Origin of the sequence: Candidatus Accumulibacter sp. ACC012, from assembly GCF_907163155.1 — a bacterium.
GTDB classification, from domain to species: domain Bacteria; phylum Pseudomonadota; class Gammaproteobacteria; order Burkholderiales; family Rhodocyclaceae; genus Accumulibacter; species Accumulibacter delftensis.
The window spans coordinates 424653-447246 of the sequence record NZ_CAJQUC010000022.1; the positions used below are offsets into that span (position 1 = coordinate 424653).

Annotated in this window: 18 protein-coding genes and 1 pseudogene; 6 read left to right on the forward strand and 13 right to left on the reverse strand. The window is 63.0% G+C overall.

Annotated features, from left to right (window positions below; all coding sequences use genetic code 11):
- Positions 1 to 9 precede the first annotated feature (9 nt).
- From murJ to QZ648_RS22695, 5 genes are all read right to left on the reverse strand, one after another.
- On the reverse strand, positions 10 to 1548 hold the full coding sequence (gene murJ / locus QZ648_RS22675; protein WP_291998386.1) for a murein biosynthesis integral membrane protein MurJ: 1539 nt from the start codon (positions 1546 to 1548) through the stop codon (positions 10 to 12).
- Between the two features lie 162 nt (positions 1549 to 1710).
- On the reverse strand, positions 1711 to 2019 hold the full coding sequence (locus QZ648_RS22680) for a hypothetical protein (RefSeq protein ID WP_169067727.1): 309 nt from the start codon (positions 2017 to 2019) through the stop codon (positions 1711 to 1713).
- Positions 2016 to 2309 carry a hypothetical protein gene (locus QZ648_RS22685; protein WP_169067726.1) on the reverse strand — a complete coding sequence of 98 codons (294 nt, stop codon included), beginning with the start codon at positions 2307 to 2309 and terminating at the stop codon, positions 2016 to 2018. Before QZ648_RS22685 ends, QZ648_RS22680 begins: the two co-directional genes overlap by 4 nt.
- Positions 2310 to 2431: 122 nt before the next feature.
- The gene (locus tag QZ648_RS22690; RefSeq protein WP_291998387.1) at positions 2432 to 3760 is read right to left on the reverse strand and encodes an IS4 family transposase; all 1329 of its coding nucleotides are present in this window, start codon (positions 3758 to 3760) and stop codon (positions 2432 to 2434) included.
- A 65-nt stretch (positions 3761 to 3825) separates the two neighbouring features.
- Positions 3826 to 10398 carry a choice-of-anchor D domain-containing protein gene (locus QZ648_RS22695; RefSeq protein WP_291998388.1) on the reverse strand — a complete coding sequence of 2191 codons (6573 nt, stop codon included), beginning with the start codon at positions 10396 to 10398 and terminating at the stop codon, positions 3826 to 3828.
- Positions 10399 to 10696: 298 nt separating this feature from the next.
- Between QZ648_RS22695 and QZ648_RS22700 the strand changes: the two genes are divergently transcribed.
- On the forward strand, positions 10697 to 11671 hold the full coding sequence (locus QZ648_RS22700) for a LuxR C-terminal-related transcriptional regulator (protein WP_291998389.1): 975 nt from the start codon (positions 10697 to 10699) through the stop codon (positions 11669 to 11671).
- Positions 11672 to 11863: 192 nt separating this feature from the next.
- Here QZ648_RS22700 and QZ648_RS22705 read toward each other — a convergent pair whose 3' ends face one another.
- The 4 genes from QZ648_RS22705 to QZ648_RS22720 are packed head-to-tail and all read right to left on the reverse strand — an operon-like array spanning position 11864 to position 15075.
- The gene (locus tag QZ648_RS22705; RefSeq protein WP_291998390.1) at positions 11864 to 13057 is read right to left on the reverse strand and encodes a lipocalin family protein; all 1194 of its coding nucleotides are present in this window, start codon (positions 13055 to 13057) and stop codon (positions 11864 to 11866) included.
- On the reverse strand, positions 13050 to 13994 hold the full coding sequence (locus tag QZ648_RS22710; protein ID WP_291998391.1) for a hydrolase 1, exosortase A system-associated: 945 nt from the start codon (positions 13992 to 13994) through the stop codon (positions 13050 to 13052). Before QZ648_RS22710 ends, QZ648_RS22705 begins: the two co-directional genes overlap by 8 nt.
- Positions 13991 to 14812, reverse strand: coding sequence for a hydrolase 2, exosortase A system-associated (locus QZ648_RS22715; protein ID WP_291998392.1), 822 nt, complete (start codon positions 14810 to 14812; stop codon positions 13991 to 13993). Before QZ648_RS22715 ends, QZ648_RS22710 begins: the two co-directional genes overlap by 4 nt.
- An 11-nt stretch (positions 14813 to 14823) precedes the next feature.
- Positions 14824 to 15075 (reverse strand): phosphopantetheine-binding protein, encoded by a 252-nt coding sequence (locus QZ648_RS22720; protein ID WP_291998393.1) that lies wholly within the window; start codon positions 15073 to 15075, stop codon positions 14824 to 14826.
- 147 nt (positions 15076 to 15222) lie between these two features.
- Here QZ648_RS22720 and QZ648_RS22725 point away from each other — a divergent pair, with 147 nt between their 5' ends.
- Both QZ648_RS22725 and QZ648_RS22730 read left to right on the forward strand, forming a co-directional pair.
- A complete protein-coding gene (locus QZ648_RS22725; protein WP_272873657.1) occupies positions 15223 to 15351 on the forward strand; it encodes a hypothetical protein in 129 nt (42 codons plus the stop codon).
- A gap of 58 nt (positions 15352 to 15409) precedes the next feature.
- Positions 15410 to 15937, forward strand: a complete 528-nt coding sequence (locus tag QZ648_RS22730) for an adenylyltransferase/cytidyltransferase family protein (RefSeq protein WP_169066258.1) — start codon at positions 15410 to 15412, stop codon at positions 15935 to 15937.
- Positions 15938 to 15971: 34 nt separating this feature from the next.
- Here the strand turns inward: QZ648_RS22730 and QZ648_RS22735 are convergent, their stop codons facing one another.
- From QZ648_RS22735 to QZ648_RS22750, 4 genes are read right to left on the reverse strand one after another with little or no spacing between them, the layout of a single operon-like run.
- On the reverse strand, positions 15972 to 16355 hold the full coding sequence (locus tag QZ648_RS22735) for a YajD family HNH nuclease (protein WP_291998413.1): 384 nt from the start codon (positions 16353 to 16355) through the stop codon (positions 15972 to 15974).
- Positions 16356 to 16415: 60 nt separating this feature from the next.
- Positions 16416 to 17582, reverse strand: coding sequence for an alkaline phosphatase family protein (locus QZ648_RS22740; RefSeq protein WP_291998394.1), 1167 nt, complete (start codon positions 17580 to 17582; stop codon positions 16416 to 16418).
- Positions 17583 to 17616: 34 nt separating this feature from the next.
- Entirely contained in the window at positions 17617 to 19440 is a 1824-nt protein-coding gene (locus QZ648_RS22745) for an alpha/beta fold hydrolase (protein ID WP_291998395.1), read from the reverse strand.
- 2 nt (positions 19441 to 19442) lie between these two features.
- Positions 19443 to 20510, reverse strand: a complete 1068-nt coding sequence (locus tag QZ648_RS22750; protein WP_169066256.1) for an MBL fold metallo-hydrolase — start codon at positions 20508 to 20510, stop codon at positions 19443 to 19445.
- 64 nt (positions 20511 to 20574) lie between these two features.
- Between QZ648_RS22750 and QZ648_RS22755 the strand changes: the two are divergent.
- The 3 genes and pseudogenes from QZ648_RS22755 to QZ648_RS22765 all read left to right on the forward strand — a co-directional run.
- A pseudogene (locus QZ648_RS22755) lies at positions 20575 to 20844 on the forward strand (MerR family transcriptional regulator); the annotation flags it as partial.
- A 27-nt stretch (positions 20845 to 20871) separates the two neighbouring features.
- Positions 20872 to 21315, forward strand: a complete 444-nt coding sequence (locus QZ648_RS22760; RefSeq protein WP_169066269.1) for a PaaI family thioesterase — start codon at positions 20872 to 20874, stop codon at positions 21313 to 21315.
- A 33-nt stretch (positions 21316 to 21348) separates the two neighbouring features.
- Positions 21349 to 22512, forward strand: a complete 1164-nt coding sequence (locus QZ648_RS22765; RefSeq protein WP_169066254.1) for an isovaleryl-CoA dehydrogenase — start codon at positions 21349 to 21351, stop codon at positions 22510 to 22512.
- Positions 22513 to 22594 lie beyond the last annotated feature (82 nt).

Genomic DNA, 22594 nt, shown 5'->3' on the forward strand with positions numbered 1-22594 from the left:
CCTGATTGATTACTCGGCCGCGCTGCGTTTGAAGTCGCGCAGGCGAAAACCTGCGATCCATAGTGTAGCGAAATAGACGCCCGCACCGAAGCTTACGAGCATCGAAAGACGCAGCAGTCGTTGGCTGAGGGTCCAGCTCAACCAGGCGCTTTCTTCGCCGACGGTGAACCATAGCGCCGCACCCATGCTGAGCATGGCCAGCCCCAGGCGAGCGTAAAACAGCAACCAGCCCGGTTGCGGAACATAGATCGCGCTCTGCCGCAATCCGCGGAAAAGCAGACTCGCGTTGAGGACCGCCGCCAGGCTGATGGCCAGCGCCAGCCCGGCGTGCTGCAGCCAGCCGACCAGTACCAGGTTCAAGAGCTGCGTCGTGCACAGCGAAATGATCGCGATCCTGACCGGTGTACGCACATTCTGGCGAGCGTAGAAACCGGGAGCGAGAACTTTCACCAGGATCAGTCCGAGCAGGCCGATGCTGTAGGCGAGCAGTGCGTTGCGGGTCATCAACACGTCGTTGGCGGTGAACGCGCCGTGGAAGAACAGTGTCGTGATCAGCGGCACCGCCAGAATTGCCAGCGCAAGTGCCGCCGGTGCCGCAAGCAGAAAAGTCAGCCGCAGCCCCCAGTCGAGCAGCCGCGAGTAATCGTCGTGTTGTTGCGCGGCATGGTAACGCGATAGCGAGGGCAGCAGAATGGTGCCCAGAGCTGCACCGAGGAGGCCGGCCGGGAACTCCATCAAGCGGTCGGCATAGTACAGCCAGGAGACGCTGCCGGTGGCCAGGAAGGAAGCGAAAACGGTGTTCAGCAGCAGGCTGACCTGGGCCACTGAAACGCCCAGCAAGGCCGGCGCCATCAGGCGCATGATGCGTCGCACACCCTCGTCGCCCAGCTTTAGGGAGAATCTTGGCAGCATGCCGATGCGCTTCAGCGCGGGAAGCTGGAAGGCCAGCTGTACCGCGCCGCCGATAAGCACGGCCCAGGCCAGCGCCATGATCGGTGGCTCGAAGTACGGCGTCGCAAAAAGTGCCATGGCGATCAAGGAGACGTTGAGCAGCACCGGCGTGAACGCGGGAACGGCAAAGCGACTCCAGGTGTTGAGTACGCCGCCGGCGAGTGCGACCAGCGACATGAAGAGAATGTAGGGGAAGGTAATGCGCGTCAGGCTGACGGTGAGGGCAAACTTTTCCGGGTCGTCGGCAAAGCCCGGTGCCGAGAGGTAAACGAGCAGTGAGGCGCCGCCCATGCCGAGCACGGTTACGGCCAGGACGAGAAGGAAAAGTGCACTGCTGACACGATCCACCAGCAGCCGGGTTTCCTCGGTGCCGCGCTGGTTCCGGTATTCGCCGAGAATCGGCACGAAGGCTTGCGAGAAAGCGCCTTCGGCAAAAAGCCGGCGCAGCAGGTTGGGGAGCTTGAAAGCGACGAAGAAAGCGTCGGTGAGCAGGCCGGCACCGAAAGTACGGGCAATCACGAAGTCGCGCACGAAGCCGAGGATACGCGACAGCAGGGTCATGCTGCTGACGGTGGCGAGGGTCTTCAGGAGGTTCATTGCGACTCCGGGCGGCGCCGCGCTGGCGCAAAGCCCATCATCTTAGCGCTTGCGGGTCGGCAAGCAAGGCGAATCTACGTCGGATACCCGGATCCCGGCGAGCCAGCTGCGCGACTCCCTGCGCTGTTGCCGGGCCCCCGGCGTGCAGCCTTCGTTCAGGAGTTACCGGGCGGCCGGCTTGGCCTCGGCATTAATGGTGATACCGCGCTGTTGCAGTGCGCCTACCACTGACTGCGCGTTCCTGTTGCCGGCGCTGGCCAGCTTTTGCGTGCCGGCGGCCAGTGAATCGAGCTGCGCGCGCATTTTCTGCGCGTTCTGATAGGTGGTTTCCTGATTGACGCGCAAGTTGGCCAGCTGGGATCGTTCCTGATTCAATTGGCTGGCCTGGAAGCCGAACCAGACCACCAGCGCCAGGGCGATCAATAACACCGGGAGAAAGAGTCTCGCTTGTTGCTGCGGATGTTCGTTCATGGCGCTGACCGTGGCGTAGCGGCTGCTGCGCCGGCGGTGAAAGTGATCCCCTGTGACGCCAGCAGCTCGCGCAGGGCGGTATCGTTGTCGCGTGCTGCCAGATCGGCCAGCGACTTGATCAGGGACTGGTAGAGCGGTTCCAGTTGCAGGCTCTCCTGAATGTATTGGCCGCGCGTGGCCAGTTCGTTCTGCGCCTGCCGATTGGCGCTGAACATCACCGCGTTAACAATCGCCAGACACAGCGCCAAGGCTCCCAGGGCGAGCAGGGCACGATATTGCACAGTAGTCAATCGAGGACTCCCGAGAAATTCAAGCATCGCGCCTTGTGGCGGAAGAGTCAGCCAAAGGCGAGGCGGGTTCCTTTTTCGAGGAACCCGCTTGCGGCCTCTAGTCTCATAGCCTTATACACAACTTACCCAGGATCTGCCTGACGCATGAACTGGAGGCCGATAGCGCAATCCATGACACGCTGCAAACCGAGCCAGATGGTTTTGACGCCCGGTTCTCCGTCGCCTTTGCGTGCAAGGAAGCCGCCGAGCATGGCGACCAATCTCAGGACCTGGTTGAGAGTTGGGAGGTCAGCGGGTGGTTTCTTCTTGTGAAGGAGGTAGGCGGCATGCCATTCATCTTCGTGGAAGAACAAGTCGGCGGGCAATTCGGGGCAGGTTCGGCCGAATCGCATCAGCACAGCAATCCGCCAGGAGACCATGAGGTAGAGTGCGATGGCACGTTGCAGACCAGCGATGGTTCCCAGTTGCAGAGCCTCAATGCGGCAGCCGTTCTTGAGGATGTGGAAGAGGATCTCGATTTCCCAGCGTGCGCGATACCAGTCAATCAGTTCCGTCACCTGTTCGAGCGTCTCGGCGGGGCGATTGGTCAGCAAGCGCCACTCGACCGGGCGACTGCCGGCCGGTGGATCGATCTCCTTGGCCACCACACAGGTGGCCCGGATTGTCTGGTTCTTGCCATGAGGAAGATCGACGACACGCGCCCAAAGCTGCTGACGTACCGGACGTGCCTTTTGGCCCTGCCTCGCGGGCATCGTGAAGGCGATTCCCCCGAGCGCTTCGTCGGACGTCACCGTCTGCCACAGCTTCTGACCGTCGGGCAGCGCTCGATCGTGCTGAGCACGCAGCAGCCAGTCAGCTGGCTGGCCCATTTCGCTGGCCCGAGCCATCAATTCGATCATGTCCGACTCGCGGTCGGCCACGTAGACCAGCCGGGTCGTTGGCAACTCCGTCGCCAGTTCGGCGAGCCGTTCATAGCCCTCGATCCAGCGCGTACTCTCTTTGATCCCCGGGCGCCGGCCGTCGGCGTCCTTCGGTTCGCGCGCCCACATCCAAGCATCCAGAACGCCCAACGGCTCGCGATCGACGCTGACCGCATACGTCGGATGCACGTACAGGCCCCGCTGAGCTTCGTAGCTCAGCGGCCCCAAGCCAGAGATGCTCTGCCCGTTGAAGTCCAGTTCGGTGGTGTCCTGCAGCATCAGCACCACTTTGTGCTGCGCGATCCGTCTTCGGGAGCAAGACCAATGGGGCGTGAGGATCGCCTCCCAGGTAATGTCATCGTTGCCGAAGAAGCGGTAAGCCGCCATCGTCTCCGACCAGTCCGAACACGCCCCCGGGATACTCGCCGTCGGTCTCGCAGAAAGCGTATCCAGCAACGCGATCGCTCGTTTGTCCCGACGGCGATCACCCAGGTTGATTCCATTCAGTTCCTCCTCAGCCCACCTCGCCATGATGCCTTCTCAAGGAAAAACGACAGCTTACAGACGAAACCTAAAGTTGTGTATAAGGCTATGCTCTAGTCTAGCATTCCCCGGCGACGCTGGAGAACGATGATGGCCATGGCGATGGTCAGCAGCAATAGCGTACCCGGCTCTGGAACCTCGCTGCCGCCCGCCTCGACCCGAGCCTGAACGGTGAGCCGGATGTCCTTGAAGTCGGCGCTGTAACCGCTGCCGTTGTGACCGACGGCGGCGAGCACGATGGTGTCGCTGAAGCTGCCGATGCTCCGGGTATCGAGCGAAATCCGCAGCCCGCTTTGTGAGTCACCGGCTCCCAGACCGCTGAAGGCATCGAAGCCGGTCTTCAGGAACTCGTTGAGGGCGAAGCTGTAGGCGCCATCAAGCAGGTCGGCCGGACCGCTGACATCGTTGGCCAGTTGCAGCAGGGCGCTGACCATGCCGCTGCCCTCGGTGAGCGTGCCGAAGTCGAGCAGGAAGTCAAAGCCGCCACCGCTCAGCGAGCCCGTCCCCGAGGTCTTCGAGAAGTTCGGGTCGGCGTAGTTGTTGACCTGCGCCTGCAGGGTGAGCGCGCTATTGCCGAGGCCAAGGTCGGCCATGTCCTCGTTGTGGCTGGCAAACTGCAGTCTGTCACCGCCCTGGGTGAAAACCCCGGCACTGGTCGTGTCGAGGCTCACCAGCAGGCTGCTGGCGTCGGTCTGTCCGGCGGCCAGGCCGTTGACGCTGCCGCTGCCGCCGAATGGACCGACAGGCATGTTGATGAAGCTGCCCTGCAGCGTATCGTTGAGAGCCGCGACCGGGGCGCTGTTGGTCACCGAGACGTTCTTCGCCGTGACCACGTCGCCTTTGTGGACGATCCCGAAGTTGACCAGCGCCGTATTTACCTGCGCGACGGCCTTCTCGTACACCTTGCCGGCCAGGCTGACCACTTGGCTGCCCACCGAAATGTCCGCTGCACCAGTGGTGCCGGCCCCGGTCGATACGAAGTTCACTTTGCCGCTGGCGCCAAAGCCGGTAGCTGGCGTGGCGCTGGCGAAACCGGCCTTGAGCCCCTCGGTGAAGCTGTCCGGGCTGCTGTTGGTGACGCTGATCGCTGCGCTCGGAGCCGCGTCGCCGCGGCGTGCCACGAGAGTGACGTCGGTCGTATTCAGGGTCGGGTTGGCCAGGCGATAGACGTCACCGCTGACGTTGACCGTCTGCGGCGCGAGATTCGTCGTTCCCAGGCCGCTGGTGCCGTCACCGTCGGAGACCAGAGCGATCGTTGCGCTGCCGCTCTTGGCGCCGGCGCTGCTGGTGTCGATTCCGACTCGCAGGGCGCTGCCGTTGGTCGCCTGGGCGGCGAGCAGATTGAAGGCGCCACTGGCGGTGACTGGCGCAGCGTTGGAGCTGATGCTGGCGTTGAGCTTTTCGGAGAAGCCGTCGTCGGTCGCCGTGTTGGTGATGCTCAAGGTTTGCTCGGCCGTGCTGTTGATGCGCAGCGCACCGAAGTTGACCGGGTTGGGAGTCGCCGGGCTGGCACTGGCCAGACGGAAGACGCTGCCGCTGGTGGTGATGTCGCCGCTGACGCCGATCGTCTGCGAGGCCAGCGCGGTGATGCCGAGACCGCTGGTGCCGGTGCCGTCGGAAGCAAAGTTGATCACCTGCGTGCCGCTCACGTTCCCGGCGGCGCTGGTGTTGAGGCCGACGATCATACTGCTGTTGTCGGTCGAACCCGCCGCCAGCAGGCTGACGCCACCGCTGGTGGTGATGCGCGCGTCGGAGGTGTCACCGAAGCTGGCCGTGAGCTTCTCGGAGAAACCGTCACTGGCCGCGGTGTTGCTGATGCTCAGCGCCTGCTCCACGACCGTGCCGACGTGCACGTTACCGAAGGAAATCGTGCCGAGGTTGTTGGCCGACGCCAGGCGGTAGACGTCGCCGCTGACGTTGATCGTCTGGCTGCCGGCGGCAATTGCCACCAGGCCGCTGGTGCCGGTGCCGTCGGAGGCGTAACTGATCGTCGCGCTGCCGCTCTTGGCGCCGGCGCTGCTGGTGTCGATGCCGACCTGCAGAGCGGTGGTGTTGCTGTCCTGGGCGGCAAGCAGGTTGAAGTTGCCGCTGGCGGTGACCGGCGCTCCATTGGAGCTGATGCTGGCGTTGAGCTTTTCGGAGAAGCCATCGGCGGTGGCGGTGTTCTGAACGGTCAGCAGTTGACTCGCAGAATCGTCGACGTGGCGGTTGGCGAAGACGATCGGGGTCGGGGTGGCCGCGCCCTGCGCCAGGCGATAGACATCGCCGGAGACGGTGACCACCTGATTGCCGACGCTGGCGGTGCCCAGCCCGTTGCTGACGCCGGCTACAGCGCCTGCGGTCTGGTAGTCGAGCGTGAGGTTGCCGGTCTTGGCGCCAGCGCTGCTGGTGTCGACGCGGGCGGTGATCGCGCCAGTACCGGTGTTGCTGGTTGCCGCCAGACGCCCGGCGATGCTGCCGCTACCACTGGCAGCGCCGCTCGCGCCGCCGATGCTGACGTTGAGGTCTTCGCTGAAGGAACCCGCCGCCGCGGTGTTGCTGACCGTTACCGTGGCCGTGTTGCTGCCCCCCACGCGCTGGTTGGCCACCAGCACCGGTGAGCCGGCGCTGTAAGCCGCAGCACTGCTGGCCAGCACGATGTTCAGCTGCTGGTCGGCGATGTTCGCGAAATTGCTGCGCAGGTTGAGGACCTGGCCGCTGAGCGGCGCGAGAGCACCGGCGCTGGCTGCGCTGAAGGTCACGCCGAGGTCGGCGGTGCTGCTGCCCGGGGCACCGGTGTTGTAGTTGCCGGCCGTGACGCCGGCGCCACTGAGACGTGCGTCGCTCAGATTGGCGCCATTGACGCTGGTCTGGACGGCACCGCGCAATGTCGGGCCGGTGGTGCCAGTGTTCGCGATCTGGTAGTTGAAGGTGGTGTCACCGACACGCACGTTGTTGATGGTCAGCGTGGCGTTGGCCGTCGTGCCGTCGGTGACGGTAGTGCCGGTGATGGCTTGTACGACATCGCCGCCGGCGAGGATCTGGCCGGTGCCGCTGATGCCGGCGCGACGGTTGAAGGCGTTGCCGGCGGCGGCGGCGACGTTGGTGTAGTCGTTGTTGATGGTGAGGTTCTGGTTGCCGATGTTGAGCGTCGAGCCCGCGGCACCCATGACCAGTCGCCCTTGAGCGTTGGCCACGTTCGCCAGATTCATTACGCTGGCCGGTTCAACCTGCAAGGTACCGCTGCCGGTCAGCGCATCGTTGATCGTCAGTGTGCCGTTCTGCGCCCGCATCGTGCCGTTGTTGATCAGCCCTCCGCCGGCAACACTGGTATCGACGGTCAGCGCTGTCGACTGGTTGGCCAGGATCAGCCCCTGGTTGATGAGGCCTGTCTGGCCGGCACCCACCTGCCCGGATCCCTGGATGGTGTGGCTTGCGGCATTGGTGAGGACTTCGGTGGTTGCGCCGGAGTTGCCGAGGATCCGGTTCTGGCCGTTGTTGCTCATGGTCAGCGTGCCGGCGCCGGCCAGCGTGACATTGCCATTGAGCCTTACATCAGTCTGATTGCCGGCCGAAGACAGCTGCAGGTTGCCGTCGTTGGTAAAGGTACCGGTCAACAGGGAGGCCTGGGCATTGACGATCTCTGCTTGCCCGGTGTTCCTAACATTGGCCAGATTGGCAGACCCCTGCACGAAAACCTTGCCACCGCCACTGCTCTGCAGGGTGCCGCCGGTGATCGTCGAGCTGCCAGTGATGAGGACGCTGCTTCCGGCGGCGTCAATTACCCCGCCGGTGTTGGTCAGGTTGGAGCCCTGGATGGTGAGCTGGCCGCCCGCCGCACGCAGGATGCCGGTATTGGTGCGGGTGATTCCCGCACCATCCGACAGGTCGATGGTCAGCGCAGCCGCCTGGTTGGCGACGATCAACCCCTGGTTGTCGAGGCCCATCTGGTTGGCACCCACCTGCCCGGATCCCTGGATGGTGTGGCCCGAAGCGTTGGTAAGGACTTCGGTGGTCGCTCCGGAATGGCCGACAATCCGGTTCTGGATATTGTTGCTCATCGTCAGCGTACCCGGACCCGTCAGGGTGACATCACCGTTGAGCCTGAGATCCGTCTGATTGCCGACCGACGCCATTTGCAGGTTGCCGGAGTTGGTGAAAGTGCCGGTCAACACGGCGGTCTGGGCATTGGCAATTTCCAGTAGCGTGCTGTTGGTGACGTCGAGCAGGTTGCTGGAATTCTGGAGAAAAATCTTGTTCCCGCCAGAGCCTTGCACGGTGCCATTGATGGTCGAGCCGGTGACGATGATGTCGTTGCCTACGGCGTCGAGGACGCCACTCGGGGTGCTGGTGACGGTGGAGTTCTGAATGGTGAGCACACCCGTGCCCGCCCGCAGGGTGCCGCTGTTGGTCATCCCGGCGGGGCTGACATCGATGACCAGACCGGCCGACCCGGTGGCCAGGATCAATCCCTGGTTGTCGAGGCCCATCTGGTTGGCGCCCAGCTGTCCCGCGCCCTGGATGGTGTGGCCCAAAGCGTTGGTGAGGACTTCGGTGGTCGCTCCGGAATGGCCGACAATCCGGTTCTGGATATTGTTGCTCATCGTCAGCGTACCCGGACCCGTCAGGGTGACATCACCGTTGAGTCGGAGATTCGTCTGATTACCGACGGAAGCCAGCTGCAGGTTGCCGGAGTTGGTGAAGGTGCCGGTCAATAGGCCGGTCTGGGCATTGGCAATTTCCAGTAGCGTGCTGTTGGTGACGTCGAGCAGGTTGCTGGAATTCTCGAGAAAAATCTTGTTCCCGCCAGAGCCTTGCACGGTGCCATTGATGGTCGAGCCGGTGACGATGATGTCGTTGCCTACGGCGTCGAGGACGCCACTCGGGGTGCTGGTGACGGTGGAGTTCTGAATGGTGAGCACACCCGTGCCCGCCCGCAGGGTGCCGCTGTTGGTCATCCCGGCGGGGCTGACATCGATGACCAGACCGGCCGACCCGGTGGCCAGGATCAATCCCTGGTTGTCGAGGCCCATCTGGTTGGCGCCCAGCTGTCCCGCGCCCTGGATGGTGTGGCCCAAAGCGTTGGTGAGGACTTCGGTGGTCGAGCCGGAGTGGCCGAAAACCTGATTCTGGGCATTGTTGCTCATCGTCAGGGTGCCGGGACCCGTCAGGGTGACGTCACCGTTGAGTCGGAGATTCGTCTGATTACCGACGGAAGCCAGCTGCAGGTTGCCGGAGTTGGTGAAGGTGCCGGTCAATAGGCCGGTCTGGGCATTGGCAATTTCCAGTTGCGTACTGTTGGTGACGTCGACCAGGTTGCTGGAATTCTGGAAAAAGATCTTGTTGCCGCCAGAGCCTTGCACGGTGCCGTTGATGGTCGATCCAGAGACGATGATGTCGTTGCCTGCGGCGTCGAGGACGCCACTCGGGGTGTTGGTGACGGTGGAGTTCTGAATGGTGAGCACACCCGTGCCCGCTCGCAGGGTGCCGCTGTTGGTCATCCCGGTGGGGCTGACATCGATGACCAGTCCGGCCAAGCCGTTGGCCAGGATCAAGCCCTGGTTGTTGAGGCCGAGTTGGTTGGCGCCCAGCTGTCCCGCGCCCTGGATGGTATGGCCCGAAGCGTTGGTGAGGACTTCGGTGGTCGCCCCGGAGTTGCCGATAATCCGGTTCTGGGCGTTGTTGCTCATGGTCAGCGTGCCGGCGCCGGCCAGCGTGACATCACCGTTGAGTCGGAGATCCGTCTGGTTGCCGGCCGAAGCCATTTGCAGGTTGCCGGTGTTGGTGAAGGTGCCGGTCAATACGCCGGCCTGGGCGTTGGCGATTTCTGTCTGCCCGGAATTGCTGACGTTGCTCAGGTTGCTTGAGCCCTGCACGAGGATTTTGCCACCGCCGCTGCTTTGCAGGGTACCGTTGGTGATGGTCGAGGCGTTAATGACGACGTTGGTTCCGACTGCGTCGATCACTCCGCCTGCGTTGTTGAGGTTGCTGCCGGTGATCGTGAGCTGGCCGCCCGCGGCACGCAGCGTGCCGGTGTTGGTGCGGGTGATACCCGCACCATCGGACAGGTCGATGGTCAGTGCATTCGACTGGTTGGCGACGACCAAGCCCTGGTTGCTGAGGCCCATCTGGTTGACGCCTAACTGCCCGGCGCCCTGGATGGTGTGGCCCGACGCATTGGTGAGCACTTCGGTGGTCGAGCCGGAGTTGCCGATAATCCGGTTCTGGGCGTGGTTGCTCAGGGTCAGGGTGCCGGTACCCGAAAAAGTCGTCGTGCTGCCGATGCGCAAGTCCGTCGTGTTACCAACGGAATTCAGGCCCAGATTGCCGTTGTTGCTGACATTGCCGAGGGTGGTCAAAGACTGGTTGTTGTTCACCCCCAGGCTGTCGCCACTGCTTATGTTGAGATCATTGATGGTGGCGCCGACGTTGAGGCTCACCACCGAGTTGGTCAAATTGCCGTTGTCGATGAAGACGTTGTCCGCGGCGCCGGGCAGGCCCGCCTGACTCCACGTTCCTGGGCTCCAGTTGGCGGTGCCGCCATTCCAGACGAAGTCGAGGGCGGAGGCGGGGGTGGCCGTTGCCGCCAGTGCGCCGAGAACCGCGACGTGAATCAGCTTCCGGTGCATGGGGTAACAAGTGCGCATGACGGTCTCCTTTGGTGGGATGCTGGACGCCGACGTGGGGGGGGCCAACAAGATAGAACGATTCAATGCTGTACAGAAAAGCAAGTCTTATGCCCGACAGCAGTCGCTTCTCGCCTTGCGATGCATTTACGTTTTCTATCAATGGCTTGTGTGAAAAGCCATGAGCCGGTACGAGATGCTTTGTGGCGACTCGCGTCGTCTCGCCGCGGGAGACTGTAAAACACCACAATGATGCACTTGCACTATTGCCGGAAGGCCTTGTTGCGGCGCTACTTTTTTTTTTTGCAGAATGCGCAGAATGCGCAGGATGTTGATAGCCGACGCCTACGCATTGAACCGCTTGATCCTGCGCCTGTATCGCGAGGGTCGCGAAGTGCCGCTCGGCAGTTATCAGGCTTGGGCCCTGGAACAGCTCCAGTCGCTGCTGACGTTCGATTCGGCTTGGTGGGGTAACGTCGCGGCGGACCCGCCAGCGCTGCACAACGTGTTTCTCCACAACTGCGACGAAAGCATCCTGCGCGAATACGCGCCCTGGCTGGAACAGGATTTCTTTTGTGCGGCCCTGCTCGCTTCGCCCGGTGTTGCGGTCAACATGAGCGACCTCACGACGCGTGCACGCTACGTGCGCACCGCCCTGTATCGCCGATTGGGTCGGCGCTTCAAGGTGGAATGGTCGCTGGGGACGCTGCTGATCGAACCCTCCTCGTCGCTACACGAGTTCCTCACGGTCTGGCGTCACGACCACAAGCGCCCTTTTTCCGAGCCCGAGCGGCAGATCAAGGAATTGCTGATGCCCCATCTCGTGGAAATGCATCGTGCCGTACGCTTGCGTCATTTCCTGAAAACCCCCAACGGGATCAACCGGGAGTGGGCCGTGGTTGACGCGCGCGGCATAGTGCACGAGGCTTCGCCGGCGTTCATAGCCCTGGTCAGCATGCGTTGGCCACACTGGCAGGGGAGTGCCCTGCCGGAGGCACTGCTCTCCTGCGTGCGCGCGGGGCAGGCGTATCTTTCGTCGGAGCTGCGTGTGGATGTCACATCTTGCGGTGAGCTGCGCTACCTCAGCCCGCGCCTGGATGGCGTGTTGGCGCAACTTTCGCCGCGGGAAGGCGAGATTGCCACGCGCTATGCGACGGGGGAGACCTATTCGGCAATTGCCGGCAGCCTATTGCTTTCGCCAGCAACGGTGCGCAATCATATTGCACACTGCTTTCGCAAACTGGGGGTCAACAATAAAGCGGAGTTGGTGCGCCGGCTCGAAGGCAAGGCCTGAGGCTGACGATCGGATCATTTCTGTTGATCGTCTTAGGCGATTGCCGGAAAAGAACGTACCAGATTGCGCCGGATTTTCGGTCGGCTTCAAGGCGCGACAACAGGCGCATAGTCGAACTATGTAACTGTTGTCGCAACACAGAAGACGGGCGAAAAGACAAGCAAGATGGTATGTTCTTTGACAGAAATCGCCTTACTTCTTGCGCTTCGCCGCTGGCTGCTCCTGCTGCGCCTCTTTCGTCGCTTCGTAGCCGCTCAGTTCCATGAAGCCGACGCCGCTGTGCGAGCCGCTCACCTTGATGGCCCCTTCCCAGTAGACGTTCAGGGTCGTCGTGCGGGCATCAAACTCGCTCGCGCGGATGACCGGATCCACCTGTAGCTGCAAGCCTTTCGACGGAATCGAGAGGGTCCAGTCCAGCGGATAGCTCACTCCCGACCCCGGGCTCTTCCACCTGCCGCTGGAGCTGAGCGCAATGTCGTCATCGCCGAGCGCGCTGAGCGTGCCGTTCCTGGCGTAGGTTCCCATGCGCTGGACTGGTTTTCCCTGGCGGTCGAAGAGTTCGAAGATCATGATGTCGGCGCCGTCGGTCAACTGCAGCGCAAACCAGTTCCAGCGCAGCTTAGCCGCTTCGAAGTCGCCCCATTGGTGGTCGAACCAGACCTCGCCGAGCACTGCTTTCTGCACGCCGTCGAGGGTCAGCGTGCCTTGTACGCTCATGCGTGGGCGCGAGGTGTAATAGCTTTTTCCGGCGGCTGCGAAGTCGAGCAGGCCGGCGATCGGTGTTCCCGGAGCCCGGTGCAGGACTGGCGGGTTCTTGTCGACGAATTGCAGATCGAGCGAAAAATCCTTGCCGGCCATTTTCGCCTGGTGTTTTTCGCTGTTTCCTTGCAGCTGCCAGTCGCCGAAGCGCAAGTTGAAGCCGTCCAGGCGCCCATCCGAAGGGTTGCCCGCTGTCCGTGCCTGTTCGGTGTAGCGCTTCTCGGTCTGATGGTCGAGTAGTGAGCCGTGGAATACGGTATGGGTCAGCGTGCCGCGGCGCAGGAAGCTGGCCAGATGGAAGGAATACTTTTCGCCAGAATTGGTCTGCAGATGGCCACTGTAATACCACCACTCGGTGAGCTTGTCGTGCACCGCGTCGTCGGCCGGTAACACCACCGCCGGCAGGTTGCCGGCTTTGGCGTTCGCGCTTGCCGCTGCCGCTGCCTGGCCAGCCGCACCAGTCGCTACTGGTCCCGGTGCCGCGGGTATGAAAAGCGTCCACACGACGACCGTCAGAAGGGCCAGCCAGCCGCCAATGACCAGCCATCGATAGCGCCGGAACCAGCGTGCCGAGCCGGCGTGCGCTTTGCCACGACTGAGGCGTCGGCTGCCATAGGAGCTACTCATCTGCGTGCGCATCCGAAAAATCCCTCGCTGTTTGCGGGCCTGCTTCAACAACGCCCTTCAGGCGCTTGTCAAGCCAGGCCAGCGTCGCATCCTCGACCAGTGCGCGTTGCGCCCGCGAGGAGAAAGTGTGATCGGCATCGGCAATATCGACGCGGCGTACCTTGGCCGCGTCAGCGAGGCCTGACCAGGCCGGGTCGGCGGCAGAAAACTCGATAAACTCCTTGGCGGTGTAGTCCTGCCCGCTGAGGATCAGCAGCAGCTCGCCGGGAAACTCCCGCCAGCCAGCCGCCATGCGATCCTGGAAGCCGCGCTTTTCCGAAGCCTCGCCGGGCGTGCGTGAACGCCGCGCCAGGCGGGCGCTATCGAGCAGGGAAGCTACCGCCTTCATGACTTCCATTCGGCCGCTGAGCAGTTTTCGCCAGAACTCGCCTTGCAGCAGGCGCTGGCCGTAGTAGTGTTTGATGTGCGTCTGCGCCAGGCTGACTTCCGAGCGTACCCAGGGGTTGAGCAAGGCCAGGCCGGTTATCCGCCGGTCATGGCTGGATTCGACGTAGAGCAGGGCGGCCGAGGCTGCGTCACAAAGCCCCCAGAGAACGATGCGCTGCACTGTTGGGCAGTTGCGCTGGAAGGCTTCGATGGCCGCTGCGATGTCCGTCGACAGGTCTTCGAAGCTACGCATGCTGCCGCCGGAGTCACCCATGCCGCGGTGGTCGAAGCGCATCGTCGGATAACCGGCGCTGGCGAGACGCCTGGAGAGGAGCAGGAACTGGCGGTGACTTCCGACCCGGTACTGAGGACCGCCGACGACGATCAGCACGCCGCAGCTGACAGCAGCAGCCTGAGCGCCGGCGGACTGGACTGCCTGTGGCCAGGCAATGATCGCCGACAGGTCTTCGCCGGCACAAGGGAAGAGCAGGGCTTGTTCGACGATGTTCATGCCGGAACCTCTTCGGAGAGCGCGCGCAGGCTGGCTTCGAGCAGCGCCGGACATTCACTGATCTCGGTCGTCTGCCAGAAGGCGGGACCACTCACTGCCGTACCGCGCGCTTCCTGCCCGGCTGCTTGCCACTGCGTGAGCCGTGCCGTGGCGGCTAATGACAGGCTGGCATCGGCTCGTCCGGAGATCTCGATCCACTCGACGCGGCCCGAGCGGTGCGGCAGCAGCAGGTCCGCCTGTTCGAGACCCTGCGCCAGCGCAGGGGCGAGCAGATAGCCTGCGATCTCGATGGCTTCTCCCTGCCGGAGCTGGCCACGCAGGCGCTCCATGACGCCTTTGCCATCGCTGGCGAGCATTTCGGAGGCCACTTTCAGGCGCAGGAACTGCTGTAGAAATTGCTTGCCCGAGACAACTGGCTGCCAGAACAGCAGATTGACCGGCCCTTGCATGCGGTGTGCCGCTTCGTTGACCAGCAGGCAGCCGCTGCGCAGGCCCCATAACCACAGCGCCGCTGTCGTTCGCTCCTGCATCCAGGCGCTGGCGAGTTTAACGTCCGCCAGCCATGCCTCCCAGGTGGCGTCACCGAAATCACCGGAACTGTCGCCGCAACCAAGCAGGTCGATCTGCAGGACCATGTAGCCGGCACTGGCCATCGCCCTGGCCTGCAGGGCCGCCATGCGTCGTGACTTGTTGAGTTCCTCGCCGAAGGGATGCACGTAGACTACCGCGCCACGTAGTTTTTCCGCCGGCTCTGGCGAGTAGAGCAGCACCAAGCGCTGGCCGACGGTGCTGGGCAGGAAGAAGGCTTCGTGGCGCACGGTCGGTGTTCTCAGACGCCCAGCTTGCCGTGCACGAAGTCCAGCAGCGCGCCGAGCGACGCAAAGACCGTGCCGTCGATTTCGTCGTCGTCCACGACAAAGCCAAAACGTTCTTCCAGACTTGTGATCAGTGCCACCACAGCCATCGAATCGAGTTCCGGGATGGCGCCGAGCAGTGGCGTTTCCGGCGAGAAGGTGCTGGCGCGGCCCTTGAGGCTCAAAACCTCGTCAAGAACCGCGACCACCTCGTCTTTGATGTTCATAGTCTCTCCTGTAGCGCGACTGCTGCCGCATTCAACATTCAACATTCAATGTTTCAGATTTCGTGTTTTGTGCTGCGCGTTCGGCCAGCCGAGCAGGCGCTGGTTAATTGAGCGCCGATTATAGCGAGTCGCTTACCGACTCTCCGTGTGAAAGCTCACGGGGCGGGGCATAAGCGCTGGAGCGCTGCCCGCTACGGCGAATTTCGCGTGCTCCCCGGCGGTCAGGCCTTGCTGGTCGGCTTGGCGGATGAGAAACTGGCGCGCATCGCCAAGTAATCAGTCTTGGTCGCAACCGCGCCAGCCGGCAGCCCCGACCCGTTTCCTGGAGTAAAGAATGAGCGACTCGACCTTGCCGACGGCTGCCGCAGCAGCCACAGCCACAGCACTCCCTGTCTTCGAAAGGAAGATCGTTGCCCCACATGAACTGGCCGAGCGCCTCGCCGTTGTGCAGCGGCCGTTAGTATTCACCAATGGCTGCTTCGACATCGTGCATCGCGGACACGTGACGCTTCTCGCTCAGGCACGTGCCCTCGGCGCGGCGCTGCTGGTGGCGGTCAATTCGGATGCCTCGGTCAAGCGCCTCGGCAAGGGTGATGAGCGGCCGGTGAATGCTTTGGCGGATCGGCTGGCGGTCATCGCGGCGCTGGACTCGGTGACCCTGGTGACCTGGTTTGACGAGGATACACCGCTGCAGCGCATCCTCGATTGCCGACCCGAGGTGCTCGTCAAGGGCGGCGACTGGGCGGTCGAAAAAATCGTCGGCAACCGCGAAGTGAGCGCTTGCGGGGGGCGTGTCCTGTCTTTGCCGTTCATCCACCAGACTTCCACCACCGCCCTGCTCGAGAAGATCCGTCGCCTTTAATGCTGGGAAAGTCGCGCACCAGGGACTTTGCCGACTAGTTGCGTTGCAGCAGGTCCTTGAGGTTGGCAAAGGGCTGGCCGGTCGCCACGGCCCTGGTTTTCGCGCCCGATGGATCGATTCCGGCCTGGCGCGCGGCGTCGGCGTCGAGTTGTCGTGAGTGCTCGTTGTCGTGACAGTACAGGCATAGCAGCTCCCAGTTGCTGCCGTCGCCGGGGTTGTTGTCGTGGTTGTGGTCGCGGTGGTGGACCGTCAGTTCGCGCAGGTTTTGGTGGCTGAACTCACGACTGCAGCGCCCGCAGATCCAGGGATAAATTTTAAGCGCCCGTTCGCGATAACCCTCCTCGCGGCTCTGACGATTGCGCACCGCGTCGGCGATCAGACGATCGGTGTGCGCGCTCTTGCTATTCTCGTGGGCCATTTTCTGGATCCCCCTGATGGAATGAATATGGTAGTTGGCGGCCGCCACTTCTCGCTGCTGCTAGACGCGTACGGCGATCAATGGGACGCGCATCTCGCTGCTGCTGGTGCCGCCGTGCACGCCGAGCATGGTGTAGCGCTTTTCGCCAGGCAGCCAGTCCTTGATCGTCCAGTTGTCCTTCATCAGCAAGGTGTAGTCGCCAACTCGCGACGCCAGAGCGGCATGGTAGGGTGGCGGCCCGAACCAGCCGGCGGCGATCAACTGCTCGCTGGTGTAGAGGTGGCAGGCGCGGCCGAGATGGCGGCGGACGTAGGTTTCAAAAGCCGGCCGCTTGGCTTCGGCAACGTAACAATAGGCGACGCGGCGCTCGCCGCAAAGCGGCCGTTGCAGGAGCGTGGCGAGTTGCGGATGGTCGCCGAGGTCGATCACTCGGCGACCCGGCGAATCGATGAAACCATGGTCGGCGGTGACCAGCAGCCAGGTATTGCTGCCGCGCAGCCGCCGCCGCAGCTCGCCGAAATGGGCATCAAACGCAGCCAGCGTCTGTTGTGCCTGGCGGCTGTCGGTTCCGTAACGGTGCGAGTGGGAATCGAGATCGGGATAATAGGCATAAATGTAGCGCGGCTTGAGCTTTTCCTTGGTCAGCTCGCTGATGCTGGCGAAGATTTCGGGCAAGGAGCGATAGGCGATGCTCTGCGCACCGCGCGCGTGCCAGGTGTTGAAGGCGCTGCTGGCAATACTTTGTGGCGCGATCACCCAGGATTCTCGGTTCAGCGTCTGAAACAGCGACTGATGTTCGAAAAGTCGTGGCGCTAGCTGCTCGGGCGGGGCAAGCAGCGGCCCGGTGCGGGGAGTCAGCGGCAGGATGGCCAGCGTCTGGTCGATCTCGTCGAGATGCATGTGCCAGCCGGTCAGCCCGTGCTGCGCCGGAGCCAGGCCAGTCATGAAGGTGGTGATGGCGCTGGCGGTCGTCGACGGGAAAACCGAGGTCATGCTGCCCAGCTGGTGGTCTTGCAGATGCAGCTTGGCGACGTACCGGCTCAAGGTCCGCTGGCCGAGTCCGTCGACGACCATCAGCACGATATGCCGTGCGCGGGCCAGTTGCGCCGCCGACAGCAAGGCCAGTGGCGGGTAGTCGCAGCGCGTACTGCCGCAGGCAGTGGCGATGCTCTGCATCAGATTGACGATGCTGCCGCCGCTGTAGTCGGGGAGTAGGGTCGAGCTCATCAGGCAGTCATTTTATCAAGCAGCGGCAGGCTGCCTAGCCCGCCGCTGGCGGGTCGCCGCGACCGGCGGCGTAGCTGCCGGGAGCATCCTCGATTACTTTCAGGGCCCGCTCACCCGGCTGGCGGGCGACGACCAGGGTATTGGCGTCGGCTTGCGCGAGCAGCCACTGTTGCCAGTCGGTCCACCATGAACCGTGGTGCCGTGTGGCGCTGCGCAGGAAATCGTCTGCCTTTGCGGGCAGGGGAGTCGTGTCGTTGGTCCAGTAGCCGTGTCGCTTGGCGGCGGGTGGACTGATCGTTCCGGCCAGGTGGCCGGAGCCGCCGAGCACGAACCTTTTCGCACCACCCGGCAACTGCGCGCCGCGGTAGGCGCTCTTCCAAGGGGCAATGTGGTCTTCGATGGTGGCCAGGAAATAGCACGGCAGTTTCACCCGGGAGACGTCGATGTCGACACCGGCCAGAGCAACGCCGCCCGGCTGGCACAGTTTATTGGCCTGGTAGAAGTTCTCTACATAGAACTGGTGCAGTGCCGTCGGCATGCGCGTCGAGTCGCTGTTCCAGTGCAGCTGTTCGAGCGGGAAGCGATCCTTGCCGAGCAGGTAGGTATTGACTACGAAGGACCAGATCAGGTCGTTGGCGTGCAACATCTGGTAAGTGCTGGCCAGCGCTGCGCCGTGGTGCGCGCGCGCGGGCGCGGGTTTTTTCTCCGCGGGAGCCTCCGTCTCGGCCAGGGTCGCAAGTTCGCCGGGTTCGGAAAAGTCGATCAGTGTCCCCAGGAAAGTCGCCGAAGCCGCGCGCGTGTCGCGCTGGGCGGCCATCCACGCGAGGGTGGCCATCAGCAGCGTGCCGCCGAGGCAGTAGGCGACGAGGTCGATCTGTTTCTCGCCGGTCGCCTGTTCAACGGCGTCGATCGCTGCCAGCACGCCATCGACGAGATAGTCGGCAAAGTCTTTCTGCGCCAGTCGCTGGTCGGGGTCGACCCAGCTGATGATGAAGGTCGTGAAGCCTTGTTCGCTTGCCCAGCGGACGAAGGAGTTGCTTTCGCCAAGGTCGAAGACGTAGTACTTGTTGATCCACGGCGGCACGATTAGCAAGGGCTTCCGGTGCTGGTGGCTGCCGGCCGCCTGGTACTGAATCAACTGTAACAGTTCGTTCTGGTAGATCACCTTGCCCGGGGTGCTGGCCAGGTCTGCGCCGAGGCGCAAGCGACCACTGTCGTCCGCTCGTGGCAGCCCTTGCTGGTCGCCTGCGGCCAGATCCTTGAGTAGGTGTTTAAAGCCCTTGAGCAGGTTCTTGCCCTTGCTGTTCACCGTTTCGCGCAGCACTTCGGGGTTGGTGAGCGCAAAGTTGCTTGGTGATAGCGCGTCGACGTATTGCCGGGTGAGGGTGTTTACTCGGTGCTGAGTCGTGTCGTCGAGCCTCTCGGCGCTGGCCACCGTCTGGTGCAGGTGGCGAGCCGTGATCAGGTACGATTGCTTGATGAAGTCGAAGAGGAAATTGTCTTCCCAGGCTTGGTCGTCGAAGCGTAGGTCGTCCGCGTCCGGGCTGGCCACGCTGTGGAAAGGCAGGCCCATTCTGCGCAGCGTGGTTTGCTGCCACAGATGCATATGGTCACGCATCATCGCCATCTGTGTTTGCGCCAGGCGGTAGGGGCTGGCCAGCAGGCGTGCCGAGAGATCCATGTAGGCCTTGGCGAGCGCGAATTCCTCGCTGGGGAACCAGATGCCTTTCCTGGCGGTTTTCTTCATGTGCCGACGCAGCAGCAGCGACGCGCGCTGGGCGACTTCGAGATAGCTGTCGGCGACCTCGGCGGGTGCAGGCAGAGATCGGTCTTGGGCACTCGCTGGCGGCAATTTCATGGTCAGTGTCCTGCGGGTTTTCCCGGTGGCCTGGCGGCATCCTGCGCTCTGACGAAGCGGATCAGGCCGTCGTCGTCCTCGCTGCGCAGCAGTCGGCCGGCGTGCTCGAGTCGGTTGAGATGGGCGATCGCCTCACCCATGGCGAACATCGTCTGATGGGTGTCGAGATCGCGCGAGAACAGGGTCATCAGCAAATCAGCCGCGCTGCGCGGGCTGGTGCACTGATCTTCGAGAAGCTGCAGCCGCTCTTCATGATGCGCATGCAGGGCATTGACCCGGTTCTCGATACCATGGAACGGTAATCCGTGCGACGGCAGCACCAGCGTTTCGGGAGGCAGTTCGCGGTAGCGGTCGATCGAGCTCAGGAAATCGTCTAGCGAATCGGCCCGCGGGGTGACTGCGAAGACGCTGATATTGGTCGAGATCTTGGGCAACAGCATGTCGCCGGAAATCAACACTCCCAACTCACGACAATAGAGGGCTGCGTGTTCCGGTGAGTGGCCGAAGCCGAGGCGGACCTGCCAGCGGTGCTTGCCGATGCGCAGTTCATCGCCGCCAAACAGGCGCTGGTAACTGGTCGGCAGGCTCGGCACGCCGCGGTTGTAGTTGCCACTGCGGCGTTCCAGCGCCGCACAGCGGTCGGCGTCAAGTCCGTGGGCGCGAAACTGGCGCAGCATCGGCTGATTGCCGTGGCCACCGATTTCGTGCCAGACGGCGTGCGCGGTCAGATACTCGCCCAGGGTCATGCACACCGGCGCGCCCGTCTGCTCCTGCAGCCAGGCCGCAAGGCCGAGGTGATCGGGGTGAAAGTGGGTGACGATGATGCGCACGATACGCCCGCCACGCTCGCTGGTGTTCAGCCGGGAAAGGATCGTCTGCCAGCACGCTTTTACCGCATCGAGAGCGAAACCGGTATCGACAATCGTCCAGCCGTCGTCGTCCTCGAGCAGCCAGAGATTGATGTGATTCAGTGCGAAGGGCAGCGGCATCCGCAACCAGTGGATTCCGGGAGCGACGGAAAAGGTTTCTCCGGCAGCCGGCGGCGTGGCAAAAGGGTAGTCGGGGAGCATTTGGCCGTGGATTGTAAAAACGTCCGAAATCTATAAACTTGGCCGTTCAGGAGGCTGGCCCCTGATGGCCTCTGCAGCGAAGCATTCTACACGTGATCAGACTCTGGACAGCCCTGCGGTGGACCAGCAAGCGACGACCTTCAGCATTTCCGATCTGGCGCGAGAGTTTCACATCACGCCGCGAACGATCCGTTGCTACGAAGATCAGGGCCTGCTGTCGCCAAAGCGCGCGGGGCGGACACGTGTCTTCACGCGCCGTGACCGCACGCGTCTGAAGCTTGCCCTGCGCGGCAAGCGTCTCGGTTTCAGTCTGGTCGAGATATCCTATCTGATCGGGACAACGTAACGTTAAATGGCGGCCATGCACAAAGCTCAGGATCCCGATTTCGCCGAACGTGTTCGCGCCAGCTTCAATCGCCAGCAGGCGATGGCGCTGATCGGCGCCAGCATGCCGGTGATCGAGGCCGCTTACACCGAGATCCACCTGCCGCACAAAGCGGAAATCACGCAGCAGCATGGCTACATCCACGGCGGTGTGGTCGGCATGATCGCCGATTCGGCGGCCGGTTACGCCGCCAGTACGCTGACCACGTCGGAAACGAGCGTGCTGACCGTCGAGTACAAGCTCAACCTGCTGGCGCCGGCCGAAGGGGACCTGCTGATTGCCGAGGGATCGGTGGTCCGCTACGGGCGGACGCTGATCGTCACTCGCGCCGAAGTGTTCGCTGTTCTGCACGGTCGCAAGACCCTGTGTGCCTTGATGCAGCAAACGATCATGACGGTGCACGGCAAGCACCCGCGCTAAGCCACCCCCAAGCCCACCCAAGGAGCGAGAGACATGGAATATCCGAGCCTCAATTTTGCCCACGGCGAAACGATCGACATGCTGCGGGAAAGCATTCGCAGCTTTGCTGCCGACGAAATCGCGCCGCGTGCCGAGGCCATCGATCGTGACAATCTGTTCCCCGCCGACCTGTGGCGCAAGCTCGGCGACATGGGCCTGCTCGGGATGACCGCCGATGAGGAGTACGGCGGAACCGGGCTCGGCTATCTGGCGCACATCATCGCCATGGAAGAAATTTCGCGGGCGTCGGCGAGTGTCGCCCTGTCCTACGGGGCGCACTCCAACCTCTGCGTCAATCAGATCGGTCGCAACGGCAACGCAGCGCAGAAAGCCCGCTACTTGCCGAAGCTGATTTCCGGCGAGCATGTCGGCGCGCTGGCGATGTCCGAAGCCAACGCCGGCTCCGATGTGGTGAGCATGAAACTGCGCGCCGAAGCCAGGGGCGATCACTTCGTTCTCAACGGCGGCAAGATGTGGATCACCAACGGCGGTGATGCCGACACGCTGGTGGTTTACGCCAAGACCGACATCAACGCCGGGCCAAGAGGGATCAGCGCGCTGATCGTCGAAAAGGGGATGAAGGGTTTCTCTTGCGGATCGAAGCTCGACAAACTCGGCATGCGTGGCTCGAACACCTACCCGCTGTTCTTCGACGACTGCGAAGTACCGCTGGAAAATGTGCTTGGCCAGGTCAACGGCGGCGTGCGCGTGCTGATGAGTGGCCTCGACTACGAGCGCGCGGTGCTCGCCGGTGGCCCGCTGGGGATCATGGCCGCGGCCATGGATCTGGTGTTGCCCTACCTGCACGACCGCCGGCAGTTCGGTCAGGCGATTGGCGAGTTCCAGTTGATGCAGGGCAAGGTCGCCGACATGTACACCACTTTCAACGTCTGTCGGGCCTACGTCTATGCCGTGGGCCAGGCCTGCGATCGTGGCGAAACGACGCGCAAGGACGCCGCCGGTGCCATCCTCTACGCTGCCGAAAAAGCAACCTGGATGGCCGGCGAAACGATCCAGACGCTCGGCGGTAATGGCTACATCAACGAGTATCCGGCCGGCAGGCTGTGGCGCGACGCAAAGCTCTACGAGATCGGCGCCGGTACTTCGGAAATCCGCCGTATGCTGATCGGTCGCGAACTATTCGCCGACACCCTTTGAGGCGCAAATCGCAGCGCGTGAAGCTTGTGCAAGCGGGCAGGGCGCCTCTCTTGCGCCAGCGCTGCACGCATTTTCAGCCACT